Raw genomic sequence first — 12,057 nt, 5'->3', positions numbered from 1 at the left:
ATCCCCAAACATTGCATACCGTCCACTGTCACGGTGAGGTTGGATGCGGCGGGGAGATGGTTCGTCTCGATTTTGGTGGATGAGCCTGAAATCAAGCCCTTGAAGCCATGCAATAGCAAGATTGGGATTGATTTGGGAATCACCAGCATGGCAACGCTCTCCACTGGGGAGAAAGTTGCCAATCCTAGACACATCAATAAGCTCTATCAACGATTGCGAAAAGCTCAAAAGGCTTTGTCTCGGAAGTTGAAGGGCTCGAAGAATCGAGCCAAAGCACGCTTGAAAGTTGCCAGGATTCAAGCTCGGGTTCAGGATTCGAGACAAGACTTTTTGCACAAACTGACGACTCAACTGATACGCGATAACCAAGTGATTGTGGTTGAGGACTTGGCCGTGCAAAACATGGTGAAGAACCGCAAACTGGCAAGAGCCATCAGCGATTATAGCTGGGGAGAATTGGTCAGGCAGCTTGAATACAAAGCCGGATGGTACGGACGCAAGCTGATCAAAATAGACCGATGGTTTCCCAGTTCTCAGCGCTGCTCGCATTGCGGTCACATGGTTGATCAGCTGCCCCTGTCGGTCCGTGAATGGAAATGCTCTGAATGTGGCACCCATCACGAAAGGGATATCAATGCAGCACAAAACATTCTTGCCGCAGGGCTTGCGGTTGAAGCTTCTGGAGCGAGTGTAAGACTTGATGGGCCTTCGCGCTGATAGCAACTGCAATGAAGGAAGAATCCCCGTCCTTCTTAAGGCGGGGAGTTGTCAAGAAATTAGGTAATATTTGCTTGTAAACAGAGTTTTTCCTAAATATGTCCATAAACGTGGGGGACAGTGCCCCTGATTTTTCCCTTCCCGGTAAAAATGGCAAGCCGGTGCATCTCAAGGCAATTCTGAAGGAAAAGCCAGTGGTGCTTTATTTTTATCCCAAGGATGACACGCCGGGCTGCACGAAGGAGGCTTGTAGCTTCCGGGACGCCTACCAAGAGTTTCAGGAGGCTGGGGCCGCGGTGATTGGCGTGAGCGCAGATTCGGTCGAGTCGCACCAAAAATTTTCCCAGAATCATCAACTGCCCTTTGAACTGTTGAGCGATCGCAATAATCAAGTGCGAAAGCTCTACGGTGTCCCGGCCACCTTCGGACTCTTGCCAGGGCGGGTTACCTATGTAATTGATCAATCCGGAACGGTTCGCCACCTGTTCAATTCCCAGCTCAACATTAAGGGGCATATTGAGAATGCCCTGACGGTGCTCAAGTCGCTCTAACGACCTAGCCGGTGCAGATCATTAATCACATCGGCGCAGGTTTGGGTGATCTGTTCCAGGGCGGTGCGATCGCTGCTGGGCGGCGGCGGCGGAATCAGTTCCCCAAATCGAACGGTAACGGGAGCTGGCCTGGGAAAAGACTGTCCCTTGCCTAAAATGTGCTGGGTTCCCCACAGACAAACGGGTAACAGGGGCGCCTGGACTTTTTTGGCAATCATGGCTGCCCCTAATTTGGGGTGATAAATGCGGCCATCGGGGGTGCGGGTGCCCTCCAGGAATAACCCCACCGCCCAGCCATCGGCGATCGCCTGCTGCGCGGCGCGCAGCGCCGCGCGGTCGGCTCTCCCCCGTTTCACCGGGTAGGCCCCGTACCAGCGAATTAAGGTGGAAAGCACCGGAATTTTAAACAGCTCTTCCTTGGCCATAAACGCGACCGGGCGACGGACGCAATTTGAGAGGAGGGGCGGATCAAAATCGCTGGCATGATTGCAGACCACGATGAGGGGACCCTGCATCGGCACTGTTTCAGCCCCATAGATTCGCCCTCGAAACGCCAGGTGGAGCGTTGGACTCACGATGGACCACTTAAACAGGTGATACAGGACCAGGCTAAGGATCGGCTCGCGACCCATGGCTGCTTGGCCCATAGATTCTTGATCCACAGACTTTTGATCCATAGATTCTTGATTCATACTGGTTCTCCTCCTGCCCTAGGGAGCGATCGCCTGGAGACTTTCGAGATCGCTCACATTGGTGAGGGCCACTCCTGGACAGGTCCGCTTGATCAAACCTGTTAGCACCTTTCCTGGCCCCACTTCAATTACCTGTTCAATCCCCCGGCGATTAAATTCCAGGCCAATTTCTCGCCAGCGAACCGGGCCAGTCATTTGGCGCACTAACCGCTCCTTGAGCAGTGGGGCCTCGCAGGTGGGCTGCGGTTCTACGTTTGAAAGGACCGGAATTTTTGCAGTTTGAAAGGCAACAGAGTCCAATAGCTCTTTAAACTCCGCGGCGGCGGCCGTCATCAAGGGTGAGTGAAAGGCGCCGCTGACGCTCAGGGGAACTTTCCGCTTCACCTTAGTGGCGGCTAGTACCGTGTCAATGGCTTCCTGGGTTCCTGAGAGAACCACCTGTCCCTCATGGTTATCGTTGGCAAGGACAACATTCTGGGTTTGATGGACGATCTCCGTGAGCTGTTCGCGATTAAACCCAATCAGGGCCACCATGGTGCCTTCAGAGGCCTGGCTCATCAACTCAGCCCGACGCTTGACCAGACGCAGGCCCGCCTCAAAATTGAACACCTGCGCCACATTCAAGGCCACATACTCTCCCAGACTATGCCCGGCCAGGAGAGCAGGTGCTGCTTCAGCGCGGCTCTGAAGCAGCAGCTCGGCCAGAATTGATGAAAGCACGTACAAGCAGGGCTGAGTGTAGAGGGTGTTGGATAGCTTTTCCTCCGCTGCTTGACACAGGTGGGGCACGGACCACCCTAAAATCTCTTGAGCTTGGGTAAATCGGTCTTGCGCGATCGGGTGATCGATCAGATCCAGACCCATCCCGGAAAATTGTGAACCTTGTCCAGGAAAGACCCATGCGATTTTTGTCATGTTTTCCAGATCAAAACTTGGCGTCAGCTTCGTATTGTCTCAAGCTTTGGTCGCCCTGAACAAATTAGTTCCCTCAAGCTTGTGGTGGGGAGAACAGGGGCATCGGCTTCCCTGAGATCCCCGCTGCACCGGGTGGCGCCACCACTGTTTAAGAAGACGTCTTGAGAAGACGTCAAAGGCAGGTCAGGCTTCCGCAGGTACGGGGGCGTTCGCAGCTTGCTCACGCAGCTGCATTCCAATGACCTGGGTATGGGTTCCCCGAGCCTGGGTCACGCCGATGGTCCGGTCGGCTGCCTCAATCATGGGACGACGGTGACTGACCACTAAAAATTGAGTGTCTTGGGCCTGGACTTGAATGGTTCTGGCTAACTTTTCCACATTGACCCCATCGAGAAAACTATCCACCTCATCCAGGGCGTAAAACGGGGAGGGACGATAGCGCTGGAGGGCAAAGATAAAGCTCAGAGCCGTTAAGGATTTCTCGCCTCCCGACATGGATGCTAACCGCTGCACCGGTTTACCCTTAGGATGCGCCACCAAATTGAGGCCGCCCTGGAAGGGATCTTCGGGGTTTTCTAGCTGCAAGAAGCCATCCCCATCCGAGAGCGATCCGAAGATTTCTTGGAAATTTTCGTTCACCACCTTAAAGGCTTCTTGGAACGCTTGCAGCCGCAGGGTGGTGAATTTCTCCACTCGCAGCAGCAGTTCGGTGCGCTCTTGCTCCAGGGTTTGTAGCTTTTGCGTTAACTCGTCTAGTCGTGCCTGGGTGCGGTCGTACTCCTCAATGGCCAGCATATTCACTGGCTCCATTGCCTCTAGTCGCTGCTGCAGTTGCTTCAGCTGATCCTTCAGTTCTTCCAGACCTAAGGACTCTGGAATCTCGGGCAGGGGATCGGGCAGTTCAGATTCTAGGGCCTGGTGCTGTGCCTGCAGCTGCGTTAATTGGCCTTGATGGACCGCGATGGCCTCCACCAGTTTCTCTCGCTGCCAGGCTAACTGCTGTTTTGCGTCGCTGCGATCGCGCAGCTGCTGTTCCTTGGCATCGCGAGCCTGGCGCTGGGCGCCTATTTTTTCCTCTAACTCCTCCAGGATCAAGCGCAGCTTCAGCAGCGATTCTTCCAAATCCTGTTGTTTTTCTAACGTGTGGTGCTGATCGGCTTGCGCCTGGGCAATTTGTTGCTGGGTCGCTTGAATTTCCTGTTCACCCAGGCTAATCCGCTCACGGAAGCGATCGCATTCGTTGCCCAGAATTTGTAGCCGCTGCTGGGCCTCCCGTAGCGCCGCCTCCCGTTCTGCCACCTGCGTCTCCTGGCGGCGCAGGCGGGATTGGAGGGTTTGCCATTCGCCGTGGGCCTGGGATTGTTCCAACTCTGCCAATTGGGCTTGCAGTTGGGACAGCGCCGTTTCTTGCTGGGGCAACGATTCCTCTAGTTCCAGCAACCGCTGCGTTGCTGCTGAGGCATCCTGGGCGTAGGTTTGCACCTGATCTTGAAGCTGATGGCGCCGCTGAAGAAGCTTCGTTAAATCTGCCTCAAGCTGCTCAGATCGAATCTGGGCCTCTCGATGCCTCTGACGCTCTGCCCCCAGCTGCTGGGTGCGCTCTCGCAACTGCGCTTGACCCTTGGCTAAGGCTTGCTCTAGAGGTTCTATTAACTGATCAATCTCGGTCAGACGAAGGCGCAAGGCCTGAAGCTCACGAGATTCCCCCACGGCTGCGGTGCCGAACTTCAGGGAGGATCGCTGACTGCGGCTTCCGCCGGTCATGGCGCCGCTAGGTTCCAGGAGATCCCCGTCCAGAGTCACCATCCGGAATCGACCCAGGTGGCGTCGGGCGCTGGTTAGAGAGTCAAAGACCACCGTGTTCCCCAAGACGTAGGCAAAGACCGCCGCATAGCGATGTTCAAAATCAATCAGATCTAAGGCGTAGCCGACAGATCCAGCTATATATCCCAATTCTGGCAGGTCCTTGGGATGTTTCAGCTTATTCAGGGGTAAGAAGGTGGCCCGGCCCGCCCGCTGTGCCTTCAGCAGCTCAATTCCCGCTGCCGCCACTTGATCGTCTTCCACCACCAGATGACCTAACCTGGCCCCTGCGGCAATTTCCAACGCCACCTGATAGGGCTTTTCCACCCGTCCCAGATTGGCCACTAGGCCACAGACCCCCGGAATTTTGGCATTCAGGATGGCCTGACTGGCGAAGGTGCCCTGGGCCTCTTGCTGCGCCTGATCCTGGGCCTCTAGTCGATCAAGCTGACGCTGCTTATCGCGCTGTTCTTGGACAAGTCGCTCGAGGGTTTGCTGATGGGTCGTGACCTCTTGATCGATCTGTGCCACGGCCTCGGCCAGGGACTGGATCCGGGTCAGGGATTCTTGTACCTCTGCCTGAATCTCCGTCAGCTGTAGCTGCTGGGTCTGAATGCCAGCTTCGGTGCCCTGGAGTTCAATGCTTTGGGCCTGCTGCTGCCGATCGATCTGCTCTCGGCGCTCCTGGAGCTGAACCTGCTGCGATCGCAGGGGATCTAGGTTGGCCCGCTGCTGATCGATCTGCTGGCGCAGCTGCGACTGTTGCTGAACCCAGGCATCGGCAGAACTGGCGAGATGTTGAGACTCGCGGCGAATTTCCTCCAGGGCCTGTTCAGCCTTCATTTTGGCCTGGGTTAGCTGCTGAATTTCTTCCCCTTCGACCTGCTGCGCAGCAGTTTGCTGCTGGGTAATCTGCTGCCGGTGGCCCAGGATTTGCTGCTCTAGGTTCTCGACCTTTGCATGGTAGCCCTGTAAATTCTGGTGGACCATCTCGTATTGCCGCTCCAGCTGCCGAAGCTCGGCCTCTGATTGGGCGATTTTGCCCTGGATTTTGAGCTGATCTTCCTCGCCCAGGGCCTTCACACTCTCATTTAACACCCGTAGCTGATCCGTCAGCCTCGTGACCTCTTGATCCATGCTTTGGATTTGGGTTTGTAAAGCCGTCTGCTGGGTCGCCTCTGATCTAAGGGTTTGGGTTAAGGCCTCAATTTGGGTGCCCAGATGTCGATGGGCGAGGACGCCTTCCCACTGCTGTTTTGCATGGAGTTCAGCGCGCAGTTGCCGATATTTTTCCGCCTTAAGGCGATCGCGAGCCAGGCGATCGCGCTGCTCCACCAGTTCCTGTTCCACAATGCGGAAGCGCTCCTCTTGCTCCCGGACGCCCTCTAACTTGTCACGTGCCTGGAGAATCTTCCGGTCAAAATCCGCTACTCCCGCCAGCTCATCAATAATTTCTCGCCGCTGCCGCGGATTCATGGTGATAATGCCAGTGACATCCCCCTGGAGCACAACATTGTAGCCCTCCGGATAAATGCGCAGGCGACTCAAATGCTGATGCAGCTCGCTCAGGGTGCAGGGCTGATCATTCATGGCGTAGGTGGAGGTATAGGTTCCTTGCTTTGTCACCCGCAGCCGACGCGTCACGCGCCATTCAGGTCCGCTCTGCTGGGGAGCCGTAACCTCCAAAAGCTTGACCGTATCCGCCTCGGTCGCCGTTGTGGCCCCTGCCGCACTTCCTCCCGTCCTGGAGGGAGGCTCCGCCTCAGCGGGGGCTGAAGGGGGAGCAATATAGTCCTGGGCGTCATCGCCGAGGGTGTCTAGATCAGACTGCTCCAGGGCAAAGCTAACGGTGACCTTTGTTTCCACCACCGAATGGCCGCGCTTAACCTGGCTGTGGTTGACCAGGTCCGGCAGTCGCTCAGCCCGCATGCCCTTCGAACCCGACAACCCCAGGGCAAACAGCATGGCATCAAGCAGATTGGACTTCCCAGATCCGTTGGGACCCGAAATGACCGTAAACCCCTTGAGGGTGGGTACGGCTGTGGTTCCCCCAAAGGATTTAAAGTTGGTCAGTTCCAGCTGTTTAACGTACACTGATTCAGGCTAGGGCAAGGGGCAACAGCAAAGAGGTTTGGGCGCATTTCCCTTTCTTGGCTCGATTGGACCCAGGGGAGGCGTTTCACCCCATAATCCCACAAAGATTACCATGCCTCACCGGTTTTGCAAGGATGTTTCCCTCCGACATACTGGCCAATTGATCTATCAGCTCTCCTCCGATCGCTGCATTTTCCGCTAGCTGGGGTCCGGATCGTTAGGAGATGATAATACTTCAGGCAGAGGCTAGAGTGGGGCCAGTTAAGATTAGATAAGATTGATAGGATTCAGAGAAGACCGACTCGGCTCGCGGGAACCCTAATGCAATAAACGGCTTACCGCTAGAGAATCACGCCAGACCAAGGAAACTAGACACTAGGAAACTAGACAAGGGATAGAGCGATGTCAGCATCCGAATTTTTAAGACCCTATCAGCGATATCGCGGTGCCGTTAAGCCAGAAAACCTGGTCTTTAACGCAAATCTGCAGGAATTTGCCTATCAAGTAGTGTACATCTCTAGCTTGGAATCCAATGGCAAGATTACGCCTGAGGAGTCCTATGCCCAGATCAAAAATCTGTGGAAAAGTTTAAAGCAATCTAAGAAGCACCTGCGGATTGGAGAAAATCCCTTTTCCCCTGATGAGGATCAGGCGATTTAGCCGCTAGCTTTAGCCGCCACGGATGGCGGCTTTCATTTCCCGAACGGCCCGCTCTAGGCCCACCAGCACTGCGCGGCTCACGATGGTATGGCCGATGTTCAGTTCTTCCATCCCTGGCAGTTGAGCCACGGGGTAAACGTTCCAGTAGGTAAGGCCATGACCGGCATTCACCCGCAGGCCTAACTTCTGCGCTAGGGTGCAGCCCTGGGCCAAAACTTCCAATTCGCGGGCAATTGCCACTTCGCTTTGGGCCTCTGCATAGGCCCCAGTGTGCAGCTCAATAAATTTTGCCTCGGTGGCAGCGCAGGCCTTGATCTGGTCGGAGGCTGCATCGACAAACAGGCTCACGGGAATCCCCGCTCCTTGAAGCTGGGTGACCACTTGGATCAAGTTATCAAGCTGGCCAGCGACATCAAGGCCGCCCTCCGTGGTAATCTCTTCGCGACGTTCTGGAACCAGGGTCACATAGTCTGGCTGAATCTCGAGGGCAATGGCCAACATTTCCGCGGTTGCCGCCATTTCCAAATTGAGGTGGGTGCGGACAGTTTCCCGGAGTAAGCGCACATCGCGATCTTGAATGTGCCGACGATCTTCGCGCAGGTGGACCGTAATTCCATCTGCCCCCCCTAGCTCTGCTAGTACCGCGGCCCCGACAGGATCGGGTTCCACGGTCTGGCGCGCCTGACGAATAGTGGCAACGTGATCAATATTGACCCCTAGAGTTGGCACGGTTCTTCTCTCTTGCACTTAAAAATTAGACTGGTGGCGGATCAAGTTTAAAAACTCCTCTCTGGTTTTTTGACTATCCTGAAACACGCCCACCATCGAGCTCGTTACGGTCCAAGACCCTGGCTTTTGAACTCCGCGCATGACCATACACATATGGCTGGCCTCCATCACCACGGCCACCCCTTGGGGATCTAGGGCTTCCTGAATGGCCTCGGCCACTTGGCGGGTCAGTCGCTCCTGCACCTGCAATCGCCGGGAGAACATCTCAACAATGCGGGCAAGTTTACTCAGACCAATGACCTTACGATTGGGAATGTAGGCCACGTGAGCCTTCCCCATGAATGGCAACATGTGGTGTTCACAAAGACTGAACACATCAATGTCTCTAACCAGCACCATCTCGTTGTGATCCTCATCAAAGATGGCACCGTTAATGAGTTTTTCTAAGGATTGGTCGTAGCCACTGGTTAAAAATTTCATCGCTTTGGCCACGCGCATGGGCGTCTTCAAAAGACCCTCCCGCTCTGGATCTTCGCCAACCCCGAGGAGAATTTTCTCAACCGCCGCCGCCATGTCCTCCAGTTCAGGAACGGGCCGATTTGACTCCAAGAGCTGCTCGGCTAGTCCTGCCCCGTTAAGACTGGAGGTGGTGTTCATGGAAACAGTAGACATAAGGAAAGGATAGGTTTATGTGAATATGGACAGCGCCAAATCAAGGCGAATTGGATCCTTTAAAAGGTTCCGGCATTGGGCATGAGCACAATTTCTTCCACCACAGCATGGTGGGGAAGGGTAACCGTCTGGACCATTGCCTGCGCTACATCCGAGGGCGTAAGCATGGCGGCACGGTCAAAGTCTGCATCTACCGTGTCGGTGTCCCAGAGCGGTGTATTAACGGCGCCAGGGCAAAATGCAATCACGCGAATGCCATGGGTCCGCTCTTCCTGGGCTAAGGACTTGGTCAATCCCATCAGTCCAAATTTACTGGCGCAGTATGCACCCCAATCTGGAAAGGCTTGCTTCCCTGCCACAGAAATGACGTTGACAATGGTGCCGCGTTGACGATGGCGCATCTGCGGCAAAATGCTTTGAATGCACTGAAACACACTGGTTAGGTTTAAGGTCATCAGCTGTTGCCATTGTTCCAGGGGCATCTCTGCTAGCGCCCCGGTGTAGGCCATGCCAGCATTATTAACCAGCACCTCAACCTCTCCCAGTTCTGCTTGAAACGCCGTGAGCCGCTGTGGAATTTGCGAGACCTCCGTCAAATCCATCGCCATGACCACTGCCTCACCCCCTAGATGGTGGATTTCCTGGGCAACGGCCTCAAGGGCGGACTGGTTTCTGCTGATGAGCCCAATCCGATAGCCGGCTTTTGCAAAGGCTATGGCACTGGCTCGACCAATCCCCCGACTGGCTCCAGTAATTAAAGCACTTTGCCCTTTAACTCGGGTCATGTACCGATTTTAAGCCTCTACGAAACAACTTTAACCTGCGGATGAAGTAAGGGCATTCCCCAACACTTCCTGCTCACAGTCAACGCTCAGCCGCAACTCAGATCGGCAAGGGGACAACCCTCACCACAATGTAAACAAATGTTAACAGATTAACGGGTCACATTGCGACCCCTCCTCAGGGCGATCAGTGGGGACGAGACAGGATAATGATCTGCTGATCCAGGAGGGAACGTACCTGCGAAAGGGAAAACTGGGTTTCTTCGATGAGCTGCTCGATCTTAGCATTGGGGGCCGCCTCACAGGCCTTCATAAACTTGAACTGCGCCGGGTCAATCTTGATTAGCTGGTAATCATAGTTAAAGAAGGATTGGCTAGGCCAACCTGAATTGCAGGGATTCAGCTCGGCGGTCGCCTCTAGGAGCCTGGCATCCTCGGTCCAGTCTTCACGCTCAAAGGGTGGCTTGGCCAGAAAAAACTCATAGTGGGAGATAGACCCCGGATCGAGGATTTCCACCAAACGATAATAGTCTAACTCCGAGAGATCCTTGGCTCGCTCCATGAGATGGGGGGCCTGACCCACAAGGCGATCGAGGCTCCAGAGATGGGGGTTTGAGAATCCCAGGAAGGAGAGGCCCGAGGCGGCAATCAGCTCAAAGACGGTTCGGATATTGTAGTCAATTTCCTGGGGATGAACGTACATATCAGCAAAGCATTCATCGCGCTGGTTTTCTAAGGCCCAGCGTTCCTTCTCGCGCCGCACGAGGGCGCTGTGATCTGGTAGGGCTTGAAACAGCTGGCGTCCAAGCTGCACCCCATCGGTGTAGTCCCCACGGCGATCGCCTTGGAGGAGGGCAATGGCTTCCTGCATTAGCTTAATCTCCCAGCGGCCTAGCTCCCCGTACACAAAAATATGCAGCAGCCCACCAGGGGCAAGCTTCTGCGCCAGGGCCTGGATTCCCCCTTTGGGATCGGCGGTGTGGTGCAGCACCCCTACGCAATTGATTAAATCAAATTCCCCTGGAAGCTGATCCACATCAAAGAGACTCAGATGGCGGAACTGGACGCGATCGGCCCCAGATCGCTGGCAGCGTTCCCTGGCAACCTCAAGGGCACCGCCACTCAGGTCAATGCCTGTTACCTGGGCTTGGGGGTTGAGGTGCACCAGATATTCGGTGCTCACGCCTGATCCGCAGCCTGCATCTAGAATGTTGATATCCTGGCGCTCCGGCTTGTACCCAGCGCAGAAGTTAAAGGCCGAGATCCAATTCCAGCGCCAGTTATAGCCAGGGGGGGGCTCGTCTAGAAAGGGTTCCGGTGGGAAGGGATAGGTGTCGTAGAGCTTAGCGACGGCGGCGCTGACAGCATTGGAGTCAGTCATGGGAATTCAAGCAATCAGATACTCAGCCCCTTGAGTGTACCGAATCGCGGATACCCCTTTGTTGTCCCCAATGTATGTTCCAGATGGGGATCTGAATCACTCGGTAAAAATCCCTGTGCCAATTTGGGGACAGAGCCAAAGGCCCTCAGCGGGCTAAAAATAAGGTGGCAACCCCAGCAACGCAGACCATGGCACCGAGCCAGGCGCGAGGACTGACCCGCTCTCCCTGGGCAAGGGTGATGGGCAAAATAAACAGGGGGCTGGTAGCCAGCAAGGTTTGGGCAATGCCTGCAGGAGCATATTTATAGCCCACCTGCTGCAGCCAAATGCCCAGATAGGTTCCCCCAAAGGCGGCTAAACATAGGGCCTTAACCTGGGGACTGAGAAAAATTGTTCGACACCATTTCAGCATCAGACCTCGTCCCAGCCCCCAGCTGATCAGGAGCACTAGGCCTGCCCCTATTCGCACCAGAGCGGCTAGCTCGGGATCAATAGCGGTGTCAGTAAGGGCTGCCCTTGCCAAAAGAGCCCCGGTGGAATTGGTCAGGGCGGATCCCAATCCCAAGGTCAAACCGCGACGGAGGTGGGGGTCATGGGTTCCCTCTGGTGTGCGCTCTCGAATGACCCAGGCTATTCCCAGCAGCGTCAGCATTATCCCAGCACAGGCGATCGCAGGGAGGGCTTCTTGTAGAAACAGCCAGGCCAGGGCCGCGGTCACGGCGGGGGCCAGGGCCTCCAGCAATAGGGTACGCCGTGGCCCAAGGGCCTTGAGGGTTTCAAAGAACAGCGTATCGCCCACCCCCACTCCCAGTGCCCCACTCAGGGCTAGGAGCGCTACGGGCTGTAATTCCACGCTGGCCCAGTCCTGCTGCCATAGGGGGGGAGTCAGTAGCAGCAGGATCACCGCGATGGCTCCCTTGGCAAAGTTCAGCCCCATGGGTGCAAACGTCTGACCCAGTCGGGCATAGATCACCGAAGCACCGGCCCAGATGAAGGCTGCGGTAATCGCGGCAAACTCGCCAAGGGGGCTCATGGGCATACCTGTACTGGAAGGGACTTAC

At 55.5% G+C, this 12,057-nt stretch carries 11 protein-coding genes; 3 read left to right on the top strand and 8 right to left on the bottom strand.

The genetic code is table 11. From position 1 onward, the window contains the following. The coding region (locus QQ91_RS03900) for an RNA-guided endonuclease TnpB family protein (RefSeq protein ID WP_166280302.1) at nt 1-717 on the top strand (717 nt) is incomplete at its 5' end. Between the two features lie 98 nt (nt 718-815). Next, a complete protein-coding gene (locus QQ91_RS03895) occupies nt 816-1,268 on the top strand; it encodes a peroxiredoxin (RefSeq protein WP_166280300.1) in 453 nt (150 codons plus the stop codon). Here the strand turns inward: QQ91_RS03895 and QQ91_RS03890 are convergent. The 3 genes from QQ91_RS03890 to smc all read right to left on the bottom strand — a co-directional run bounded on the left by QQ91_RS03890 (nt 1,265) and on the right by smc (nt 6,772). Further along, nucleotides 1,265-1,915, bottom strand: coding sequence for a lysophospholipid acyltransferase family protein (locus tag QQ91_RS03890; RefSeq protein WP_166280308.1), 651 nt, complete (start codon nt 1,913-1,915; stop codon nt 1,265-1,267). The genes QQ91_RS03895 and QQ91_RS03890 overlap by 4 nt on opposite strands. A gap of 63 nt (nt 1,916-1,978) precedes the next feature. Continuing rightward, nucleotides 1,979-2,875: an ACP S-malonyltransferase gene (gene fabD, locus QQ91_RS03885; protein WP_166280298.1), complete on the bottom strand. Its 897-nt coding sequence runs from the start codon at nt 2,873-2,875 to the stop codon at nt 1,979-1,981. Nucleotides 2,876-3,058: 183 nt separating this feature from the next. Next, the gene (gene smc / locus QQ91_RS03880; RefSeq protein ID WP_166280281.1) at nt 3,059-6,772 is read right to left on the bottom strand and encodes a chromosome segregation protein SMC; all 3,714 of its coding nucleotides are present in this window, start codon (nt 6,770-6,772) and stop codon (nt 3,059-3,061) included. Nucleotides 6,773-7,174: 402 nt separating this feature from the next. Here smc and QQ91_RS03875 point away from each other — a divergent pair, with 402 nt between their 5' ends. Beyond that, nucleotides 7,175-7,432 carry a DUF7219 family protein gene (locus QQ91_RS03875; RefSeq protein WP_166280278.1) on the top strand — a complete coding sequence of 86 codons (258 nt, stop codon included), beginning with the start codon at nt 7,175-7,177 and terminating at the stop codon, nt 7,430-7,432. Nucleotides 7,433-7,441: 9 nt separating this feature from the next. Here QQ91_RS03875 and QQ91_RS03870 read toward each other — a convergent pair whose 3' ends face one another. The 5 genes from QQ91_RS03870 to QQ91_RS03850 all read right to left on the bottom strand — a co-directional run bounded on the left by QQ91_RS03870 (nt 7,442) and on the right by QQ91_RS03850 (nt 12,029). Continuing rightward, the gene (locus QQ91_RS03870; protein ID WP_166280276.1) at nt 7,442-8,161 is read right to left on the bottom strand and encodes a pyridoxine 5'-phosphate synthase; all 720 of its coding nucleotides are present in this window, start codon (nt 8,159-8,161) and stop codon (nt 7,442-7,444) included. A gap of 18 nt (nt 8,162-8,179) precedes the next feature. Further along, on the bottom strand, nt 8,180-8,833 hold the full coding sequence (folE, locus tag QQ91_RS03865; RefSeq protein ID WP_166280274.1) for a GTP cyclohydrolase I FolE: 654 nt from the start codon (nt 8,831-8,833) through the stop codon (nt 8,180-8,182). Nucleotides 8,834-8,892: 59 nt separating this feature from the next. Further along, on the bottom strand, nt 8,893-9,618 hold the full coding sequence (locus QQ91_RS03860; protein ID WP_166280272.1) for an SDR family oxidoreductase: 726 nt from the start codon (nt 9,616-9,618) through the stop codon (nt 8,893-8,895). 184 nt (nt 9,619-9,802) lie between these two features. Next, on the bottom strand, nt 9,803-10,996 hold the full coding sequence (locus QQ91_RS03855; RefSeq protein WP_166280270.1) for a class I SAM-dependent methyltransferase: 1,194 nt from the start codon (nt 10,994-10,996) through the stop codon (nt 9,803-9,805). 145 nt (nt 10,997-11,141) lie between these two features. Continuing rightward, nucleotides 11,142-12,029: a DMT family transporter gene (locus tag QQ91_RS03850; protein ID WP_166280268.1), complete on the bottom strand. Its 888-nt coding sequence runs from the start codon at nt 12,027-12,029 to the stop codon at nt 11,142-11,144. Between the last annotated feature and the right edge of the window lie 28 nt (nt 12,030-12,057).

Source organism: Lyngbya confervoides BDU141951, from assembly GCF_000817775.3.
Lineage (GTDB): Bacteria > Cyanobacteriota > Cyanobacteriia > Thermosynechococcales > Thermosynechococcaceae > Lyngbya > Lyngbya confervoides.
Note: the sequence above shows the minus strand (reverse complement) of the source record. Positions and strands in the feature narration are given on the sequence as shown.